This is a genomic window from Nitrospirales bacterium, assembly GCA_031315865.1.
Classification (GTDB): Bacteria; Nitrospirota; Nitrospiria; order Nitrospirales; family UBA8639; genus JAGQKC01.
In genome coordinates, this window is sequence record JALDRJ010000002.1 from 2,859,149 (window position 1) to 2,879,070 (window position 19,922).

Sequence of the window (19,922 nt, forward strand, 5' to 3'; positions counted from 1 at the left end):
TATGCTCAATCGTCTCGTTATTCAGCTGGCGAGATTAGGTGATCTCGTTCAAACTTTGCCGGCTGTCGTCGCTTTACAGGCCGCTTACACTGAGGATCAGTTTGATCTTTTGTGTGCGGCGCCTCTGGTTTCGGTCGGCAAATCTTTCCCAGGCGTGAAACAGGTCTTGCCATGGGACGGAACCGAATGGGAGCAAATGGCGCAAAAAGTCTCATCTGAGACTGATACCGCGCTGTCTCAAGCGGCTGCATATCTAGAACGGTATCAAAACAGTGCGTATGCCTTGGCCTATAACTTGAATAATCATTCTCGGGCCATCTTGACCGCGCATCTGTTGGCGGCCAAGGTGAATGGCCCCGGTTGTTATGGACCTCTTTCATCAGAACTTCCAAACTGGAGCCGGTATTTGAATTTGGTCGGAGCGCATCGAGGAAGGAATCGTGTCCATCTGGCCGACGCGTTTTGCGGTCTGTGCGGGGTCAAACCTCCACGGACCGTTCCCATGTTGTGTCTGTCAGCCGCGAACCATGTGGAAAGGCTCGACGGTTTTATGGCGCAGGATGCGCTGCGCGTGGCCGTCATCATCGGGTCGGGTGATCCTGAGCGACGCCTCCCGCTTCGTACCTGGGAGGAATGGATCACTACGTTTTTTTCTGCTTCCGCGCGGGGCCGTGTGGTCCTGGTTGGCGGGCCGGGAGAGCGGGAATTGGCTCGCGCGCTCTTGGATCTGGTGCCTCCGTTGTACATCGGGCGGATTTGGGATGTGTGCGGTCAAACGACGATTCCGCAGTTGGCGGAGCTCTTTTCTCGATGCGCATGGGTGGTCGGGTCTGATACGGGTCCGCTTCATCTGGCTGTGGCCAGCGGCGCCAGGGTACAAGGTTTCTATTTTTCGCGTGCCCGCGTTCATGAGACAGGGCCGTATGGGAAGGGGCATTGGGTATGGCAGGCGGAACGAACACCACCGCGACATACGTTGTGTGACATGCCGAATATGGGAGAGCCCGGGGTATGGCCGGAGTATTGGCCGGTACGGGAAAGTGTGGAACTGATGCTGACGGAAAGATGTGCAAAGCTCCCGGCGGGATGGAGTCTCTGGCGAAGCCAGAAAGACGATTGGGGTGCTCATTTTTTCGGGTATGCCGCCTCCAGTCAGGAGCCGTCTGCCTATCGTCAACAAATCTGGGACATGCTCCATGAGCAAGAGAACGTGGATTGGGATGGCGTGTCCGCGCTCCTTCATGATGCAACCCGCGTGTCTGTGCCGTCCGGTGAGCTATGAATATTCTTCTCTTAGGGTTTCCCGTCTTGAAACATGCGTTCCTGGAGTGCGGCCATGATGTGCGTACGTGCACTACGGATCAAACCGGCGATCTGTGGATTCCTGAATTTCCTGTCCCGGCTGAGCAGGTTATTCAGGCGCTCCCTTGTGGATGGAAGCCAGACCTTGTCCTGCTCATGGACGAAAGTACGGAGCCGATGTTTTTAGGGTTGGAACGCCTCGATATTCCACTCGCCTGGTATACGATCGATGCTCATCTGCATTTGGACTGGCACAAAGCCTACACAGCCGTATTCGATTATGTGTTCGTGGCCCAAAAAGATTACGTGCCGGAGTATGCGTATGATGCCTCCCGTCAGGTTGTTCAATGGCTGCCGTTGTTCTGTAATCCTGAGAAAGATCGTTATGCGCCCTTGACGAAAATATATGACCTGAGCTTTGTGGGGTACCTGAATCCACGATGGAAACCTGAACGCAGCCGGTTGCTCGAGGCGATTCAAGAACGAATTCCCATTCATTTGACCACTGGAGAATATGTGAGCGTTTTCAATCGTTCGAAGGTTGTGTTGAATGAGAGCGCGGCCAATGACGTCAATTTTCGCGTATTCGAGGCCCTGGCATGCGGAAGCTTTCTGTTGACGGAAAAAGTCGGAAACGGCTTTGAAGAATTATTCCAAGATCGGACGCATTTGGCGATGTACGAACGGGAGAATGTCGATCAGATCGTCGAACTCGCGAACTTCTATGCGAGTCATGATTCGGAACGTGAAGCCATTGCGCGGGAAGGAAGAGCCAGAGTGCTCGCTTCTCACACAACCACGCACCGGGCGCAAACCATCGTTCACACGATACGGCATGCTGACTCCCAGGCGCTGGTCAGACAAAGACAGGCCCGGCTGCCGGACATCTATCGTCAGTTGGATCGTGTCTATGATCACGCTGGAAAGGTCTATGAGTTGGTCGGTTCCCAGTACGCGAATTCTTTCTTAAAGTCGCGCGATTATTTTCGGACCGCAGCGGCGTATCGAAACGCCAGAGTCCATGTCGTTCAGAAACTGAGCGAGGAACGATCATTCGCACGATCGAACGGCCCATGAAGATACTATTGTTAGGATTACCGGCGTTGAAGGATGGTTTTCGCGAGTTGGGGCATGAGGTACTGACGTGTCCCACGGATAATACCGGCGATATTCAAGTGCCGGAATGGCCGATATCCATCGATCGGTTGTGGCATTGCCTGCCCAAGCGATGGGACCCTGATCTGGTTTTGCTGACCGATGAAAGTACGCATCCGCTGTTTTTCGGGCTGGAACGTCTTGAAGTGCCGTTAGGATGGTATGCGATCGATTCACATATCCATCATCGGTGGCATCAGGCCTACGCCGCCGCGTTCGACGCGATCTTTGTCGCTCAACGGGACTTTATACCAAGTTACATGCGCGACGAGTCCAGACAAACGGTCAGGTGGCTGCCTCTGTTTGCTCCGATCATCCCCGCCGTCGATGAAGATAATCCTCGGGTACATGATTTGAGTTTTGTCGGCAGCATGAACCCTGCCCACAATCCTACGCGGTGCCAATTTCTCCGAATGTTGCAGGCAGCGTTTCCTCTGCATGTTTCGACCGGAGATTATTGTTCCGTGTTTACTCGGTCCAAAATGATCCTCAACCAATGCGTCAACAACGACATGAATTTCCGTACGTTTGAAGCGATGGCATGTGGAGGGCTATTGCTGATGGAACGGGTGGGAAATGGCTTGGAAGAGCTATTCCAGGACAAGACCCATTGTGCGATGTACGAAAAAGGCAATATCGACGAAGTTATTCAGATCGCTGAATATTATGCTTCACATAGGGAGGAGCGTGAGGCCATTGCTGAGCGTGGACGTTCAGAAGTGAGGGAGAAACACACGGCGGTTCATCGCGCACAGTCCATTCTTGATTCGTTCGAGGCGATGGATGCGCAATATATTCTTCGCCAGCGTCGTGATCGTCAAGGTGAGATTCTTTTTTTATTGGCTTCCATCTATGAATACTGCGCCTCCTGTTACGACGGAATCTCCCAATGGCCTCAGGATAACCCTTCGCGGTCCAGGCGATACGTAGAGGTTGGGAAAAGGTATCGGGAGCTGAGTCATCAAATCCATCATGAGATAGGGGTCTAAGGAACGTGTTGCGATGAGCCTGTTACAAGAAAATCTTGAAATTGTTCGTCTTCATGATCCTCAGCTAGCTCAACAACTTCTTGTTGAGAGAGGAGGGGCTCTCAAGGTTGAAGACGCCAAAAACGGGATGCTGACCGCGAAAGCTGGAGGACAGTGGATCCATAGCGCGTATGATCCCCTCAAAGAGGCCAATACTTGGGCAGAAGGGGTCGTGGCAAAAATCCAACCGGATGAAATTCCGCTCATCATGGGAGTGGGCCTCCTTTATCACGTTGAGGCCTTACAACAGCAGATTGCACATGCGACCTCAATTCTGGTGCTCGTCCCGGATTTGAGAGAATTATATGATGCGCTTTCCGTGAGAGCGCTTGGTCGATGGGGGGAGCGTATCCAGTGGCTATGGGGCGAAAGTCAAGACGTGGCTGCTTCTGTCTCCCAAACGCATGCCAGGCTCCATCTCATTCGTCATGAGCCATCGTCAGCGTTGCATGAAGAATATATCAGGACGTTTCAACAGCACCTGCGTGAGCGAGTGTCACATGAACGGGGAGGCAGGCTTCATGTTGCCGTTGTGGGGCCGATTTATGGCGGGTCTCTTTCGGTCGCTCACCATGTCGTTGCAGCCTTGGAACATCTCGGACATCGAGTCAGCTGGATCGATCATTCTCTTCATTATCCTGGTTATAAAAGTTTGGAGAACCTTCGCGATCCACAATTACGATTGACGATGCAGAGCCGTTTCGGCGAGACGCTTGGAGTCGTCAGCCTTGCTCATATCGCGGACGATCCGCCCGACCTTGTTCTGGCGATGGCGCAGGCGCCGTTGTCCATGCCGGTTTTGGAACAGCTTCGGAAGAAGAAAGTGCTCACGGCCATGTGGTTCGTCGAAAATTTCAGACATTTTACCTATTGGCAGCAAGTGGCCGCCGGCTATGAGTTCTGGTTTGTCATGCAGCAGAAGCCCTGTATCGATGCGTTATCGCATGCCGGGGCCAGGCATGTGAGTTACTTGCCGCTGGCGGCGAATCCGGAGATTCATCGCCCACTCGTCTGTTCGCCGGACGAGGAGGCGGAATTCGGTGCGGACGTCTCGTTTTTGGGCGCGGGCTATCCCAATCGCCGTTTCCTGCTTCAAGCACTCCTGCATCAGGGTTGGTCATTCAAAATCTGGGGAAATGAATGGGAGAAGGCCGGTCCGCTTGAGGCTGTCTTGCAACGAAACGGAGCGCGTATCGATTCAGACACGAGCGTCAAGATCTTTAATTGTACGAAGGTGAATATCAATCTTCATTCGTACACGGGAGAAGGATTCGATCCAGACGGTGATAGCCTCAATCCCAGGATGTTCGAACTGGCGGCATGCGGTGCCTTTCAAGTCTCCGATGCCAGGTCGCTGTTATGGGAGCATTTTGATGACACGATGCTGGCGGTCATCAAAAGGCCTGAAGAATTGGTAACGACCGTGACGCAATACCTCGCCGATCCACATGCGCGTCAGAGTATGGCCGATGCGTCACGGTCGCACGTACTGCGGCATCATACCTATGTGCATCGTATGGAAACCTTATTGCGTGAAGTCGGTCTTCATCAGCCTGATCGTGTGGGGGCGGTTTTGCGAGGCGAACGCAATGCATCTTCTTTGATCGTGAAAAGTCAGGCATCCCCAGAATTGATTCCGTTACTACGGCCGTTCCGCGCGGAGGAACGTGTCGAGTTGAGCGATGTCGCGGCCAACATTCGCGCGAAGGGGCCGACAGCCGTTTTAAGCCGAGAGGAATTGCTGGTCTTGATGATGGATGAATATCGGCAAGAAACTCGGGATTTTGTCTAGGCCTGAAGGGCTAGGGTTCTGACGGGAAATGAGTAGACAAGTTCTGATCATTAACGTGACAAGGATGGGCGACTTGGTACAGATGACGCCATTGTTGCAGCGCTTGGAATATGAATGGCCCGGCGTCGCGATCGATCTGGTCGTCGATACAGAGTTTGCTGAAATGGCAAGCCTTCTTCCCAGAATTCGGCATGTGCTCTCGTATGACTTTCAACTGCTCATGGACCAAACGCGTGTCCGGGCCCGTGATTTGGTTGCGCTCTATCGCGGTGTTGCCCTGTGGGCCAAACCTCTGGCCGATATTCAATATGATCGTGTCATCAATCTCACGTTTAACCGCCGAAGCGCATATTTGACGGGCTATATTGGCGCTCATGATACTCGAGGGCTCACCACCGCGCCGGACGGAAATATCATCGTCAGAAATCCGTGGATGCGGTATTTTCTCGACATGCATACCTATCGAAAGTTTAATCGTTTTAATCTTGTCGATGTCTATGCGTTGGGCGGAAGCGGTCAGGGTCCTTTTGCGCCTATTGAATTAAAACATCCCGCCGCTGAACAGCAGCAATGGGCAAACGCCCTGCTTGCTTCATGTGGAAAGCCATCAGCCTGGATAGCCGTGCAAATCGGTGCGAGCGATGTGATGAAGGCCTGGCGTCCGGGCTATTTTGGTCAGGCCATGGCCTTGATGAGTCAACGCCTGAATGTCGGCTTTGTCCTGATTGGAAGCAAAAAAGAGTCGGCAGTCGTTCAGTCTGCGTTGCAGGCTTTTAAGCAGGCAGACGGCGCGGCGCCCATGTGCAATGCTATCGGAAAAACAAATCTTTCTCAGTTGATCGCTTTGCTTACTCACTGTCATCTCATGCTGACGAATGATACGGGACCCATGCATCTCGCTGTCGGCGAGAAAGTCCCAATCGTCAACCTGTCGGTCGGGCATGTGGATTTTCGAGAGACGGGTCCCTATGGACGCAATCATTGGATTATTCAACCAGAGATCGAATGCGGACCGTGCGGGTTTGATCAAGTCTGTGCGCATCAAAGTTGCAAAGACCGGCTGCTGCCTCGTCTTGTTGCTGAGGTTTGCCTTCACGCGTTGGGGAAAGGTGGAGTGCCAACATCGACGGGAGGGGCCCGCCTGTATACGTCCGGTATCGATGAGGATCAGCTTGGAACCTATACGCTGCTCCGCGGAGTCGAGGATCCACTTCAGCAGTGGTATGGAACATTTTGGAGAAGGTTTTGGTATGACGACTGTACAGGGCAGATGAGTCGAACCCCGGGACCATCCGGGCAACCACCGGATTTTGATCAGGTCCAAGAAGTCTTCACGAAGCTCGAACCCTTGCTGACATTCCTGTGTGAGGCGGCGGATGAGATGGTGGCCCTGACGTCACAGCCGTCTTTGTCAGTCGACCGGATCACATCTTGTCATGCGCGCGTGAATCAGGTCGCGCATGAGGCTCGCGTCCTGGGTCGAATGTGTCCGGCATTCAGCCCGATTACGTCCGCCGGCTTTCGAGATACGTACAATCTTGGTGATTCAGATCTCCATGGAATGGCTCGTGAACAGGCGAAGGCCTATGCGACGTGGCAGAGTCGTACACGGGAGGTCATTCGTCAGTTAACAACCAATCATACGCCAACAAGGAGGGATGTGTATGCAGGTTCAACTCGATGAAGAGACGTGGGAAATGTCCGATACCGCCAAACTTGAAGAAGTGATCGCTCGTCTGAGTGACAAAGCCCATGAAAGAGGGTGCCTGGTCACGAACCTGAAAGTGGGTCAACGGTCGTTTACCGATCGGGATCTCGTGCCGTCGGTCCTTGCGCAAGAAGCTGGCGCCTGGGGAAGAGTCGAGGCGACGAGTCAGCCCCTTCAAACGATCGTCGAAAGTGGGGCGCGAAGCGCCAAGGAATTCGGCGTTGGTCTGAAGGATGAGGCTGAAACATTAGTGCGGGCTTTCCGTCATGGGGAAAAACGGTTCCGGCAACTCGATGATTGGTTCGGACGTCTCGCGGATTATGTGGAATGGACGGAACTCGCGAAATCAGTCGGGACGACGCAGTCTTCGTCTGATTCGATCGTCAAGTGGTTGCCTGACATTATTGATGCCCGGGAACGGTCGGCTATCGTGGAATTGGCCGACTATTTGGAATTTGAAGTGGTTCCACGATTACCGTCGCGTAGCTAGATCGTGGTCGTGTTCGAGTTACTGAATCGATGATGTCACATAATAGGCCGATGTTCATGATTCTATCCTGTTGGTGTCTGTTCGTTGATACGTGTATTTGGCCCTCAAGTCTTTCGTGTTTGATCCGATACAGTGGAGGACATCCGAAGTCGATCATTCATCGTCAAGAAGGAGGGCTTTGGGCCACACTTACATCCACAATCCTTCAGAGTACGGATATTCTGAAGAGATACACTATCAAGGAGGATCTCTATGGCACTTGTCGTTAACACTAACATCGCGTCTATCAACGCTCAGCGGAACCTTGAAGTCAACACGAATTCATTGAACGGTTCGGTTGCGCGTCTCTCCTCAGGTCTTCGAATTACCCGGGCTGCAGACGATGCCGCGGGATTGGGTATTTCTGAAACACTTCGTGCGCAAATCAGAAGTATTAATCAAGCCGCTCGAAACGCGAACGATGGTATCAGTCTGTTGCAGATCGCTGACGGTGGCGCCGCCAATATCGGGAATTTGTTGGGACGGCTCCGGGAATTGGCAGAACAGTCGGCGAGTGGAATCCTGGGGGCGACCGAGCGGTCGTACCTGGATCAAGAGTTTGTCGCACTTCGCTCGGAAATTGACCGGATTGCCTCAGTGACAGAATTCAACAATGTGAAACTGTTGAGCGGTTCGGACAATAATAGTCTTTCAATCCAGATCGGATTTCGAAGCTCATCGAACGATACGTTATCGATCGCGCTCAATGATTTGACAACGAGTGATTTGAGTCTGAGCTCCGTCAACGTCTCAACCTCTTCCGGAGCGTTGAGTGCGCTGTCAAACATCGATAGCGCGATTAGCGCGGTGGCGAGCGCTCGAGCGACGATTGGTTCGTTGCAGAATCGTATTGATGCCGCTGTTCAGAATCTGCAAGTCGCCAATGAGAACATCACGGCTGCAGAATCACGAATCCGTGATGCCGATATTGCGTTTGAAACGTCACAATTCGTGCGAAATCAAATCTTGGTGCAAGCTGGGACATCGATTTTGGCACAAGCCAATACCTTGCCTCAGCAAGCGCTTGCGCTGCTGCAGTAAACCAGGTAGGGATTCCGGCAAGGCCTTACAAGGCCTTGCCGGTCCGGCTCCGAACGTGAGCGGAGGGAGGGGAATATGATACAAGGCGTTCCAGAATCTACATCGGTGGTGTTGTCGATCGGACAACACGGACGCGATCGTTCTGGAGCCAAGGCGATTTCTGAACAGACTGAAGTTCCGGAAAAAAGGGAAGCCGTTCGTTTGTCGTCATTATCGGAATCGAAGAGTCGCCAGAATGCTTCAGAGGTACAGAATCTTGAACAAACGGTAGCGAAACTCCAGGATACGCTTAATCAGATCGATCCGAAGATTCAGTTTTCCGTCGAAGAGGACTTGAATCAAGTCGTGGTCAAAGTGGTTGAACGTGATTCTGGCGAGCTCATTCGTCAGTTTCCACCGGAAGAGGTCCTGCGCGTTCAACGGTTTTTCGAAGAACAACGAGGGTTTCTTCTCAAAGAAGAGGCCTAACATCACAGTCCATTGGTCGCGAGAACCATGTGTCATGAAATGAAGGCTGGACTCTCGGTTTCTCTTCTAGAGGTCTTCGAACGTTCGAAGGCAGGCAGGATGCTCCAACATAACAGGGAGTGTTTGAGATGAACATCAGTTTTGGCGGATTAGGCAATGGAGTCGACTTTGGGCAGATCGTGGACTTTTTAGTCAAGGCCGAGCGGATTCCCATTGACCGATTAACCGAGAAAAAGCTCGCCTCCCAGAAAAAACTCACCGACTTCGGGTCAGTGGGGACCAAGTTGCTGAGTCTGCAGAGCACTGCGAATAGTCTTCGAACCCGCCTGAGTTTTGATAAGACCAAGGTTGATGTCAGCACGGCGAGCACGCAGAATATCTTGTCCGCGACCTCCTCCTCAACGGCCACAGCAGGGACGCATACGGTAACCGTCAATCAATTAGCCACGGCGCACCAAGTGGCTTCGAAGTCTACGACAACCGTGGCCTCGACCACGACGGATATTGTCAGCGGTTCCTCGGGGACGTTCTCCTTCACGGTTGCAGGAGGCGCTACGCAGACCGTGACCCTTTCGAGCGATGCCACGCTCGACGATTTAACGAATGCCATCAATGACCTGGGAGCCGGTGTGAGCGCTTCCATATTGAACACTGGCAGTGAGTCTTCTCCAGCCTATCGGTTGATCCTGACCGCCAATGATACTGGGGCGGCGAATACGATCGCGATTACAGCAGATGATACGACGCTCGACACTGTTTCGTCGGGGGTGGATACGTTGCAGGCGGCGCAAGATTCAGAAGTGGTCCTAGGCGCGGCAGGGCAGGATCAAGTGACGCTTCAACGTTCCAGTAATACACTGACCGATGTCATTACGGGTGTGACCTTGAATCTTCAGGGAACGGATACCAACAATCCTGTCACGATTGCCGTCACACAGGATGTCGAGGCCGTCAAAGAAGGAATCACCTCGCTCGTTGATGCCTATAACGATGTAGTGTCGTTCATTAATGAACGGACCGTCTATAACGCCGAAACCGAGGAGCGCGGCATCTTCGTTGGAGAGACCGTCGTGCGAACGGTCTTGGATAAAATCCGTCGCGCCCTTTCCGACCAGGTGAGTGGCCTGTCTACTGTCTCGTCCGCAGGTCAGATCGGGTTTCAGACGCAGCCCCATGATGGGACCATCGAGATAGATGAAACTGATCTTGACGCGCGTCTGAGCGACTCGTTCGATGAAGTCCGTGAGCTCTTTATCAATAATCCGGTCAATGGGACGACAGGAATCGCGGAACGGCTGGTTGACGCCATCGATGTGCTGGACGATCTAGAGTTTGGCGCACTGGCTCTCAGGCAAAACTCACTTTCCGATGAAGTGAACGATTTCGACGAGCAAATTAATGTTCTTGAAACCCGTTTGGTGACGTTTGAAGAACAACAGCGAATTAAGTTCGCCAATCTTGACGGATTGCTAGCCAGTTTACAGTCCCAGTTGGACAGTTTGAATTCACTGATATAACCTCAGCCTAAGGAAGGGTACGTGGTATGATGCAAGGTGCGCAATTGTATGCCAAGACGCAAGTCCAGACGGCCTCCTCTGTGCAAGTTGTCGTGTTGCTCTATGACGGCGTCATTCAGTCCCTGAAGTTAGCGCAAGAGGGCATCCAGACGAACAACATGAAAGATAAAGCCCGGTTCCTGGATCGAGCGCTTGCGGTGGTGAATGAATTGTCGGCCGCGCTCGACATGGAGCAAGGTGGAGCCATCGCAGCCGACCTTCGTCGTTTGTATGAGTATGTTCAGCATGAAATCACGCAATCGAACCTTCATCATGACTTTCGACGATTGAATAGTCCGATTCGGTGCATGGGAGTGATTCGAGAAGCCTGGGTGGAATTGGCCAGACAGGGAGTCATGCCTGAGGCTGTTGGCGTTTGAGCGGGTTTGGCCTTCTATGAGCTCTGAGCATCCCATCGAGATTTTAACACGAACCATTTTATCCGCTTCGGAGGCCGGACATTGGGATCAAGTGGCGTGCCTGTATCAACGCCGGTCCTTGGAATTTGTGCTTCGTGAACTGCCGGTTCGCGTGATTCGACGACTGATCGACATGGATACGTTGATCCAAGAGCGCGCCCGTGTCGTGCATGCGGCGACCCGGCAAAATCTGTTACAGGTTCAGGAGCGTCGCCGTAAGCTGCTGCAATGGAAACAGCAATGGGCATCTTCCCCGGTTGAGAGTGGTCGCTTTGTTCGGACCGCATAATTTCGCGCCAAGTAATATGTCCTCCACGTTTCATGAATTCCCGTGTCAAAGACCTGACGGTTTGATGGATTGAACCGTCATTTTTTCCTCTCATTTTGTTCAATTGTCCCTTCCTTGACTCGTTCTTGTTGAAAATTCAAGACATTTCAGCTCTGTTCCCCTGGTATGACAATTGCCCTTCATCATAAGGATGAATGATGACTCGAAAGCGTAGGTCAGCGATGTGCATCTCGTTCTGCGTTTCCTTCAAACCCTCTAGCGTTTTGTAAGGTGAATGAGTTGAAGACTACAGAGTGTGATTTAAAAGAGCGCATGCATGTGTTAGCGAATAAATTGTTGCCGATTACGGTCTTTTCCCAGCTTGCCGTTCGACATTGCCAGGACCCTCAGATTCTTAATCATTTGCGGAAGATTCAAATGGCCGCCGAGGAGGCAAGAGTCATCGTGGCTGAAATTCAAAGCTTGGATCGACGGGAAACAACGCTTTCGATGTCGCAGGAACCGATTTCTAGAATGTGATTGCAAGATCCTCGAGCTAAGGAATCCAGCATCATTTCCGGTATCGCAACAACGACGACCAGTGGTGAGGGGGGCCATGACTGAACCAGGAGGAGATGAACGTCGAAAAGATGTCCGAAGTTCGGTCAACGTCTGTGTGTCCGTTGACGTACCTCTCGCTTTGTCGTATGAGTCTGAGACGAGCGATGAAGGCGCCTGGCCGAAATGGCAATGGGAAGACCTGGCTCTGTCGCCGGATTTTGTTCGCGCGATGGTTGATGAAAAAGACCTTACCGTTAAAGATCCACTGATGCTGCAGATGCTCTGCCGGGTGGATTGGTTGCTGGGCAATGTCCTCAAAACGTTAGCCAAAGATGAACGTCTCAAAGATTCGCTTCCTCAATTCATGAACGTGAATCTAAGCGGGTCAGGCATCCGGTTTGCGACGGAAAAAGAGTTTCCGGTTGAGAGTCGTTTAGCCCTCTGTCTTATCCTTCGACCCTTTATCCCTATCCGGGCCATCGGGAGGGTCGTGCGTACTGCCGAGCGTAAAATGGTCCGGGGGGGAGGATTTGAGACAGCCGTTGAATTTGTCGACATTGCGGAAGATGATCGGGAGGCGATTATTCGTCATGTCATCCGTACGCAGGCCCTGACCCTGCGCCACCGTCAGGACTCATCTCACTCTTGGGTCTCAGGTCAACTTTGATTTGCGAATGCCGTTCTTTCTGCTCAGTGCGATCGTGGCTGGGCTTCTGAGTTGTTCAGTTCCACCCTCTCATCAACCTGACCTGCAACGTACTGCACCGCCGAGTTTTCCCGCCGAGTTTCTGCCTCTTCCTCATACCGTCGGGGTCTTGCCTTTCGATTACCATGGTCACGCCGAGAATTGGTCATGGCTGAGACATGGTCTTCCAGATATGCTGATCACCGATCTGGTGTCGCGTTTTGGCATGAAAATCATCTCACGCGACTCACTGGGTGAAGTCCTACGAGAACAGTGGCTGCAGCATCGTGGCATGTCAGAGGCGGGACAGGCCGTCAAGCTCGGACGGCTGAGCGGCGCTCGCTACCTTTTAAAGGGGAGCATTTACGACATTCAGAAGGGCGTCGCGGTTGATGTTCATATGCTTGATGTCGAGCGCGGCAGTGTGATTCGTACAGGCCGTACTGTTGGATCGTACGATGATTTGCCTGCTCTGGAACGACAGCTTTCAGCCCAGATTCAGAACTGGTTTCCCTTACGTTACGTAGAAAAATTTTCCGATCCTGAAGACGTTCCACCATTGCTTCGAAACGAAACATCGCAAGAACCCACCGATCCGCATCCAGTATCAGACGTCTCGATTGAGCTACGGCCTCAGAAGCCGCCTTCCTATGTGTCGGGCCTGGACCTTCAATTGAGTTTCGAACGGAACCAACGCATGCGAGAAGAGGCATGGTATGTGGCGTCAAAAGCCTGGGAAACCGCTCTTTCCATTGAAATGAGCCCTCCAGAATTTGCCGATGGTTTCTTGGATTCAGGGTCGATCGCACGCAATGAAGAGGTCGTCATTCCAGTGACCTCCTATTTTCATTCTGAGGATCTGAATACTCTTCATCCTGAGTTAGAATTATCGTTTCTGGCGACGGACCAACAGAATCGAGGAAAGGGAAGGCTTGTTTGGAAGGGAGATGCAAGTACGAGTCGACTGTTCGCTGAACAGTTTCGGGCGCCCCGGCGTTTGTTTATCCGCGCGATTGCAGAATCCGGTCAAATCATCGGCGTCTCTTCGTCGTGGGCCTGGCGGGCTGATCAGGCTGTTCATGTTCACGACTCTGGCATCATTGATATCGCGATTTGGCCAACTCCCATCATTCATGGACAAGCTGTCTTTATGGGAGATCTTTTAGCGCGTGACCAGGCTATCAAATACTTTGACGCCATCATGGTCTTGGTTCCTCAAGAGCGAAAAAGCATTTCAGTTGAATTGATTGAATCAGCCGGGGTTAAGGCACGAGAACACTCCATGAGTTCAGACGCGGAAACGTCCGCGGTCAGGTTCCAGCGAGCGCTTACGGATTGGTTTGAGCAACACTGGACTCCGCCGGTCTCCGAGTTCTTGCCTGTTCATGGATATCTTCCCGGGAATAGACGAAGTATTCAATTACGAGTCACCGGACGTCACAACACCGTGATGACCGCACAGATTGGCCAGACTGGTGATGAACCTCACTTGCTCCAAAACGTAAAAAGTCTGATTGGGCGACTGACACAGTCTTGTCTGTTCGATTGTCGAAACGGTTCTCAGGACCTCGAACAACATGACCCTGTGGAAGTGCGGGTGCAGTTAGATCTACACAAAGACCTTCAGCATGTGGGCCTTGGAGAAACAGTTTCTGGCATCCCTTGAGATGTCCTGGCATTCCGAAGGAATGTTGGAGAAGCTTCTTGTCTCAGTCTCCAGGAACAATCTTGGACGAGCTCATCACCCATCCTTCAAGACCTTTTTCGCGGCCTTGCTCAGTTCTGCATCTGCTTCATGAGTGGTGGCATAAATGCGGAGTTGCATCATGCGTGCCGGAAGGTATTTGAAAAAAGTGTTCAGGCTCTCTTTCGCCACATGGCGTGTCGACGGTTCATAGACAAAAATCTGAAACCCTCCCATATTCAGCAGATTAATCGGGCGCGGGTCTTGATGAGCAATGTCGATTCGAAAATCAAGGTCCTTGAAGGCGAGAGGAAGCGCCGAGCGAATGCGTTGTTCGAGCCGAAGGGGCTCGGTGCGTTTGCGCGTTCGTGCGTCCGAGGGAATTGGGACGAGTGTTGAAAAGGCCATTTTCCATTTGACGTTTCTCGTTAGAATTTTGGCCCATTCGCGTCCGAGCCGATTTTTGGTGCGGTGCGGGTCATGCTGCCATTGTCTGACTGATTCAATGAGCGACCAATCGGTGAGCGGGAGATAACTCTGGAGCTGATCCAGCGGATTTTCACGGTATAGGTAGGACATGGTTTTGGAGAATATTTCCTGTAGGTGAATATCGATGGCGCGAGTCGTCCGATGATAGTACACGTTCGAATAGAGATAGAGGCGGGCATTCAAAAACATTTGTAACGCCGGCAGACCGGACTGATGGATCGTGAGTCCCTTGTGGGTGAAAAAGGTATAGTGAATTAATCGTTCGATATCGATCGGTCCGATCGCAACCCCGCACATGTATGAATCTCGAAGGATGTAATCGCAGTTATCAGCGGTATAGACTCCGCCGATCAAGGGTTGGAGGGCTGTGAGCCATCGAGGGTAGTCTTGAGTTGGTTTATGCGGGTCTTTGAGTATGAGGAAGGCAATATGGTCTGGATTCAGCCGCTCTCCTGGGGCAAACATCCCTGATGGACTACGGGAGATTCGTAGAATGGTGGACGCCAGTTGAGTGCGAATGATGGCTTGCCCGATGTGTTCGTGTGTCAGGTGAAATTTGGTGAGATAGTGATGATCAAAAAAATGACAAAACGGTCCATGCCCAACGTCATGCAGCAAGGCCGTGACGCGCAGCAATTCTTCGATGTACGGTTGGGATGGCACATTGGGCACGGTCTTGGCGAGTGTCGGGTATAAGTGGGTGGCCATTCGGCCAGCCAGATACATGGCGCCTAATGAATGTTGGAACCGGGTATGTTCAGCCGCCGGGTAGACCCAGTGCGCGCTTTGGAGTTGATAGATGGACCGTAGTCGTTGGACCCAAGGAGAATCGATGAGATCTTTTTCTGTCTGTTCTTCTCGCGCTTCATCTGAGCGTGGTACGGTAAATGTAATGTACCCATGAATGGGGTCAGCGATCAGGGAAGTTCCGTCATGAGGAAGGCGTGGGTTTCGCGTCACGGTCGTTCACCTGTTGGGGCTGTTGAAACAAGCCGTCAGCGGCGTTCTCGGCATTTTGCCGTGCTCACGTAATGCCAGTGCGCTTCGCGCGTCAAAATCCCTGTGGCCTTGCTGAACGGACTTTTTTGAACTGCCACGAAGCTGCTGGGTCACAACGTTGTTCTGACGAAATATGGCCTTTGATAACTTCATTATTCAACACTCACTTGTTTGAAGAAGCGCTTGCTGGTGGAAGTGAATGAATAGGCAGCTCATGATGGTCTATGGCGTTCTGGCGGAACGATAGCGAAGGATCACAAAGAGCATGATGGGATAAGCCAGGATTGCCCCCAAGAGACCCAGTACGCATCCTCCCAGGATAAATGGGAGTAAGTACGGTGTTAAGAGTTCAAAAATATTGTCAAGATGCATGCTTGAAAAATCCAAATCAGAGGTCGGCGCAGACCCGTAGAATGTGAACCCCGTATACAACGTGAGTCCGAGAATGGGAGCGATGGTCCATGGATTATTGATGAAGGCCCCCATGAACATGGCGAGGTAGTTCAATCTCAAGGCCCAGGCGAGGAAGACGACGCTGATCGTATGAAAACCGTAATGCGGGGCGAACGCGATAAAGACGCCGATCGCAAAGGCTATCGCGGTTCGTTGTGGCGATTCTTTGAGATGTAGGACCTGAATGAGTTGATCGCGAACAGTCTGAATTGAGAGCACGTGCCTTTCCTGGATGGTCTGCCGGTCACGAGTGAAAATGTGTGTAACTCTGTTGGGTCAGCGGTTGTGAGGATCCATCTTCCCGCCTGAGTGAAATGCCGTGTTTCTGATGACGAATGCTGCCGATGCACGTGATAGATTGCCTGATGTCAGAGGCCAGCGATTCGAGCTGCGAGCGTTTCCGCGACGGAACGGTAAACAGTAATTCATAATCTTCTCCCCAATGAAGGATGAGATCCTTCGATAAATTTCGATGGGCCGCCAGAAATGCGGAACATTGTCGAGAGACTGGCAGTTGTGCCAGGTCGATGAGGGCCCCGACGTGACTCGCGCGGCAAAGGTGCGATATGTCTCCCGACAGACCATCTGACAAATCGATCGCGGCGGTCGCAAGCCGGTGTTGGGCTAACAATTGACCCAGATGGATTTTGGGGGATGGCTGTAGATGACGTCTTTTCAAAAATCGTACGACAGACTGAGGAACATGTCCAGTCGAGCCCTTTGTCTGGCGCTGAAGGAGGCGAAGACCGGCACCGGAGTCTCCGAGCGTGCCTGTCACAAAAATGAGGTCGCCACGTTTAGCTCCTCCACGTGAAAGTGCATGGTGTGTCTTCACGGATCCAAGGATGGTGAGGCTGATGACGATATCCCTACGAGAGGCACACGTATCGCCTCCGACGATCTTCATGTCATACCGTTTGCAGAGTTGGCGTATTCCCCTGTAAATAGCCCGAATCTGTGCCAATTGGCATGAGGAGGGTACGGCGAGCCCCGCTAGCAGGTAAAGGGGAGCGGCTCCCATAGCTGCCATGTCACTCACATTGACGGCTGTGGCTTTATACCCAATATCTGAAAAAGTCGAAAATCGTCGATCAAAGTGAATGCCTTCTATGAACAGATCTTTCGAGATCACACACTCATAGCCAGCTTTCTGTGGAAGGACAGCTGCATCATCACCGATTCCGTAGGGCGACACGAGATTGCTGTCCCCGATCGTTGCTTGCAAGGCGCGTATGACTTCAAACTCGCCTGTATCTGCAACGGTTCTCCGGGAGGGAGTCGGTGGCATGTGATTAACGCGTGGAAGATTTCCGGCTGGCAATTTTTCGTCGCGGGGAGGTGTGCGAGCGGCCAAGGGGCTTGAGTTTTCTCCGGGTCGCGGGCGTTTTCGCATTGATGGATCGTAAGGTCGCGCGAGGTTTCGACTGGCTTTGCAGCGCGGCCGTTAACACTTCATCCATGGATTCCACGAAAATAAATGTCAAGTCTTCTAGCAGATGCTTCGGGATATCGTCCAAATCTTTTTCGTTGCGCTTGGGAAGAATGAGGCGGGGAAGCTTTGCGCGTTTGGCTGCAAGGATTTTTTCTTTCAGTCCGCCGATTGGCAGCACACGTCCGCGTAGTGTAATTTCTCCAGTCATGGCCACATCGCGACGGGTTGGGATGTTACTCAAACTTGAGGCCAGGGCAGTGGCCATAGTGATTCCAGCCGACGGGCCATCTTTGGGAATGGCTCCCGCGGGGACATGGACGTGAATGTCTTTTTTTGAAAATGCATCAGGGCTAATGTGTAAGGATTTTGCTTGTGTTCGAATATAACTCAACGCGGCCTGAGCTGATTCCTTCATCACGTCACCCAAGTGTCCGGTTAATGTGAGCTGTCCCTTCCCCTTGGTTGATGAAGCTTCGATGTACAGCACATCGCCACCATTTTCAGTCCAGGCTAATCCCGTGACCACTCCCACCTCGTCATGTTCCAACTCCTGATCGGGCAAATACTTGGGAGCGCCTAAGTATTTATAAAGCGTGCTGGGCGTGATGATGGACCGACCGGTTTGTCCCTCTGCGACCTTCTTCGCGACTTTTCGCAGGACATTGGCGATTTCACGCTCAAGATTTCTGACTCCGGCTTCTCGTGTGTATTGAGAAATGATCATTCGTACGACGGGCTCGGTCAGTCGAAGATGGTGTTCAGTGATCCCATGTTCTTCGAGTTGACGGGGAATGAGGTATCGGTGGGCAATACCTAGCTTCTCTTCTTCGGAGTAGCCTGGGATTTCGATGATTTCCATTCGATCTCGCAGGGCAGACAGAATGGGATCCGTCAAGTTCGCCGTAGTGATAAACATGACATCGCTTAAGTCGAATGGAACGCCGAGATAATGATCGGTGAAGTCATGATTCTGTTCTGGATCGAGGACTTCAAGGAGCGCGGCGGAAGGATCTCCACGAAAGTCCATGCCCACTTTGTCGATTTCATCGAGCATGAACACCGGGTTTAGAGTCCCTGCTTGTTTTAACCCCTGGATAATCCGTCCAGGCAATGAGCCAACGTAGGTTCGCCGGTGTCCACGAATCTCTGCTTCGTCTCTCGTGCCTCCCAGACTGATCCGAACGAATTCGCGGCCGAGGGCTCGTGCGATCGATTTACCCAATGAAGTTTTGCCAACTCCCGGTGGACCGACAAAACACAGGATTGGTCCCTTCATTTTTTCTTTGAGTTTTCGGACGGCCAGGTATTCCAAGATACGGTCTTTGACTTTTTCAAGATCGTAGTGATCTTCATTGAGCACCTTCGAGGCTTTCTTGATATCCAGGTTGTCCTGGGATCGTTTGCTCCAAGGAAGATCAACCATCCATTCCAGGTAGGTTCGCACGGTCCCGGATTCAGCCGCATCGGGATGCATTTTTTCGAGTCGTTTGAGTTGCTTTTCGCATTCTTTCAAGACGTGGTCTGGCATGTTGGCTTCTTTGATGCGCGTGCGAAACTCAGAGGCTTCTTCGGTGCGGTCATCAATCTCACCCAACTCTTTTTGGATTGCTTTGAGCTGTTCACGAAGAAAATATTCACGTTGGGTCTTATCCATCTCGCCTTTCGCTTGCGCCTGAATTTTTTGCTGCATCGAAAGCACTTCCTGCTCTTTGGCAAGAATTTCTCTGACACGCGTAAGGCGAACGAACGGGTCTTGAATTTCCAGGACTTCTTGAGTTGTTTCGACTTTTAACCCTAGGTTGGAGGCGATGATGTCGGCTAGACGACCTGGTTCTTCCAGGTTTTCAATGACGGTCAAGACATCAGGCATGATGACTTTCCCCAAGCTCACTAGCTGTTCAAGCGCTTCTTTCGTCGTCCTCATGAGGGCTTCATGTTCAAGCTCGGATCTTGAGACTTGGGTATCCACGATTTTCTCGATGTTGACGGTATAGAAAGGTTCTGATTGCGTATAGTCCAGAATTCTCGCCTTCGCGAGTCCTTGCACTAAAATTTTGATACGCTCATCAGGCAACTTGAGCATACGCATAATCACGCCGACTGTCCCGACCCGATGCAGCTCTTCGGGTTTGGGTAATTCAGTTTCCTGTGTCTTCTGAGTCGTCAAGAAGATCATTCGATTATCGGCCAAGGCCGATTCGATGGCCTTGATCGAGACATCTCGACCAACAAAAAGAGGAAGCACCATGTATGGGAAGACCACGATGTCACGCACGGGTAAAAGGGGAAGCGAAGAGGGGATTTCTGCTTGAGGTGAACCTTCCATAATATCAAAGTGAATGGTCTGAACGGA

The 19,922-nt window shown here is 52.0% G+C and carries 18 protein-coding genes; 14 read left to right on the forward strand and 4 right to left on the reverse strand.

Annotation, left to right across the window (positions count from 1 at the left end; genetic code table 11):
* Position 1 precedes the first annotated feature (1 nt).
* From MRJ96_13030 to MRJ96_13095, 14 genes are all read left to right on the forward strand, one after another.
* A complete protein-coding gene (locus MRJ96_13030) occupies positions 2 to 1,282 on the forward strand; it encodes a hypothetical protein (protein ID MDR4502367.1) in 1,281 nt (426 codons plus the stop codon).
* Positions 1,279 to 2,379, forward strand: a complete 1,101-nt coding sequence (locus tag MRJ96_13035) for a glycosyltransferase (protein ID MDR4502368.1) — start codon at positions 1,279 to 1,281, stop codon at positions 2,377 to 2,379. The genes MRJ96_13030 and MRJ96_13035 overlap by 4 nt, the downstream gene beginning before the upstream one ends.
* Positions 2,376 to 3,446, forward strand: coding sequence for a glycosyltransferase (locus MRJ96_13040; GenBank protein MDR4502369.1), 1,071 nt, complete (start codon positions 2,376 to 2,378; stop codon positions 3,444 to 3,446). The genes MRJ96_13035 and MRJ96_13040 overlap by 4 nt, the downstream gene beginning before the upstream one ends.
* A gap of 13 nt (positions 3,447 to 3,459) precedes the next feature.
* On the forward strand, positions 3,460 to 5,277 hold the full coding sequence (locus MRJ96_13045; protein MDR4502370.1) for a glycosyltransferase: 1,818 nt from the start codon (positions 3,460 to 3,462) through the stop codon (positions 5,275 to 5,277).
* Between the two features lie 28 nt (positions 5,278 to 5,305).
* Positions 5,306 to 6,961: a glycosyltransferase family 9 protein gene (locus MRJ96_13050; protein MDR4502371.1), complete on the forward strand. Its 1,656-nt coding sequence runs from the start codon at positions 5,306 to 5,308 to the stop codon at positions 6,959 to 6,961.
* Positions 6,942 to 7,475 carry a hypothetical protein gene (locus tag MRJ96_13055; protein MDR4502372.1) on the forward strand — a complete coding sequence of 178 codons (534 nt, stop codon included), beginning with the start codon at positions 6,942 to 6,944 and terminating at the stop codon, positions 7,473 to 7,475. The genes MRJ96_13050 and MRJ96_13055 overlap by 20 nt, the downstream gene beginning before the upstream one ends.
* A gap of 252 nt (positions 7,476 to 7,727) precedes the next feature.
* A complete protein-coding gene (locus MRJ96_13060) occupies positions 7,728 to 8,555 on the forward strand; it encodes a flagellin FliC (protein MDR4502373.1) in 828 nt (275 codons plus the stop codon).
* 75 nt (positions 8,556 to 8,630) lie between these two features.
* Complete coding sequence (locus tag MRJ96_13065; protein MDR4502374.1) at positions 8,631 to 9,023, forward strand: flagellar protein FlaG; 393 nt, start codon at positions 8,631 to 8,633, stop codon at positions 9,021 to 9,023.
* 128 nt (positions 9,024 to 9,151) lie between these two features.
* Positions 9,152 to 10,540, forward strand: coding sequence for a flagellar filament capping protein FliD (fliD, locus tag MRJ96_13070; GenBank protein ID MDR4502375.1), 1,389 nt, complete (start codon positions 9,152 to 9,154; stop codon positions 10,538 to 10,540).
* Positions 10,541 to 10,566: 26 nt separating this feature from the next.
* Positions 10,567 to 10,959, forward strand: a complete 393-nt coding sequence (gene fliS, locus MRJ96_13075; GenBank protein ID MDR4502376.1) for a flagellar export chaperone FliS — start codon at positions 10,567 to 10,569, stop codon at positions 10,957 to 10,959.
* A gap of 16 nt (positions 10,960 to 10,975) precedes the next feature.
* Complete coding sequence (locus MRJ96_13080) at positions 10,976 to 11,287, forward strand: hypothetical protein (GenBank protein MDR4502377.1); 312 nt, start codon at positions 10,976 to 10,978, stop codon at positions 11,285 to 11,287.
* 279 nt (positions 11,288 to 11,566) lie between these two features.
* On the forward strand, positions 11,567 to 11,806 hold the full coding sequence (locus tag MRJ96_13085; GenBank protein ID MDR4502378.1) for a hypothetical protein: 240 nt from the start codon (positions 11,567 to 11,569) through the stop codon (positions 11,804 to 11,806).
* Between the two features lie 76 nt (positions 11,807 to 11,882).
* Positions 11,883 to 12,494 carry a PilZ domain-containing protein gene (locus MRJ96_13090; protein MDR4502379.1) on the forward strand — a complete coding sequence of 204 codons (612 nt, stop codon included), beginning with the start codon at positions 11,883 to 11,885 and terminating at the stop codon, positions 12,492 to 12,494.
* A gap of 7 nt (positions 12,495 to 12,501) precedes the next feature.
* A complete protein-coding gene (locus MRJ96_13095; protein ID MDR4502380.1) occupies positions 12,502 to 14,178 on the forward strand; it encodes a CsgG/HfaB family protein in 1,677 nt (558 codons plus the stop codon).
* Between the two features lie 75 nt (positions 14,179 to 14,253).
* Here MRJ96_13095 and MRJ96_13100 read toward each other — a convergent pair whose 3' ends face one another.
* The 4 genes from MRJ96_13100 to lon all read right to left on the reverse strand — a co-directional run bounded on the left by MRJ96_13100 (position 14,254) and on the right by lon (position 19,895).
* Positions 14,254 to 15,645 carry an HD domain-containing protein gene (locus MRJ96_13100; protein ID MDR4502381.1) on the reverse strand — a complete coding sequence of 464 codons (1,392 nt, stop codon included), beginning with the start codon at positions 15,643 to 15,645 and terminating at the stop codon, positions 14,254 to 14,256.
* Positions 15,646 to 15,906: 261 nt separating this feature from the next.
* The gene (locus tag MRJ96_13105; protein MDR4502382.1) at positions 15,907 to 16,356 is read right to left on the reverse strand and encodes a DUF2062 domain-containing protein; all 450 of its coding nucleotides are present in this window, start codon (positions 16,354 to 16,356) and stop codon (positions 15,907 to 15,909) included.
* Between the two features lie 25 nt (positions 16,357 to 16,381).
* A complete protein-coding gene (gene thiL / locus MRJ96_13110; protein MDR4502383.1) occupies positions 16,382 to 17,425 on the reverse strand; it encodes a thiamine-phosphate kinase in 1,044 nt (347 codons plus the stop codon).
* 4 nt (positions 17,426 to 17,429) lie between these two features.
* Positions 17,430 to 19,895 carry an endopeptidase La gene (lon, locus tag MRJ96_13115; protein ID MDR4502384.1) on the reverse strand — a complete coding sequence of 822 codons (2,466 nt, stop codon included), beginning with the start codon at positions 19,893 to 19,895 and terminating at the stop codon, positions 17,430 to 17,432.
* Positions 19,896 to 19,922 lie beyond the last annotated feature (27 nt).

Coding starts and splice junctions, on each gene's coding strand:
- MRJ96_13030 (MDR4502367.1), top strand. CDS start 2: ATGCTCAATCGTCTCGTTATTCAGCTGGCGAGATTAGGTGATCTCGTT.
- MRJ96_13035 (MDR4502368.1), top strand. CDS start 1,279: ATGAATATTCTTCTCTTAGGGTTTCCCGTCTTGAAACATGCGTTCCTG.
- MRJ96_13040 (MDR4502369.1), top strand. CDS start 2,376: ATGAAGATACTATTGTTAGGATTACCGGCGTTGAAGGATGGTTTTCGC.
- MRJ96_13045 (MDR4502370.1), top strand. CDS start 3,460: ATGAGCCTGTTACAAGAAAATCTTGAAATTGTTCGTCTTCATGATCCT.
- MRJ96_13050 (MDR4502371.1), top strand. CDS start 5,306: ATGAGTAGACAAGTTCTGATCATTAACGTGACAAGGATGGGCGACTTG.
- MRJ96_13055 (MDR4502372.1), top strand. CDS start 6,942: ATGCAGGTTCAACTCGATGAAGAGACGTGGGAAATGTCCGATACCGCC.
- MRJ96_13060 (MDR4502373.1), top strand. CDS start 7,728: ATGGCACTTGTCGTTAACACTAACATCGCGTCTATCAACGCTCAGCGG.
- MRJ96_13065 (MDR4502374.1), top strand. CDS start 8,631: ATGATACAAGGCGTTCCAGAATCTACATCGGTGGTGTTGTCGATCGGA.
- fliD (MDR4502375.1), top strand. CDS start 9,152: ATGAACATCAGTTTTGGCGGATTAGGCAATGGAGTCGACTTTGGGCAG.
- fliS (MDR4502376.1), top strand. CDS start 10,567: ATGATGCAAGGTGCGCAATTGTATGCCAAGACGCAAGTCCAGACGGCC.
- MRJ96_13080 (MDR4502377.1), top strand. CDS start 10,976: ATGAGCTCTGAGCATCCCATCGAGATTTTAACACGAACCATTTTATCC.
- MRJ96_13090 (MDR4502379.1), top strand. CDS start 11,883: ATGACTGAACCAGGAGGAGATGAACGTCGAAAAGATGTCCGAAGTTCG.
- MRJ96_13095 (MDR4502380.1), top strand. CDS start 12,502: ATGCCGTTCTTTCTGCTCAGTGCGATCGTGGCTGGGCTTCTGAGTTGT.
- thiL (MDR4502383.1), bottom strand. CDS start 17,425: ATGCCACCGACTCCCTCCCGGAGAACCGTTGCAGATACAGGCGAGTTT.
- lon (MDR4502384.1), bottom strand. CDS start 19,895: ATGGAAGGTTCACCTCAAGCAGAAATCCCCTCTTCGCTTCCCCTTTTA.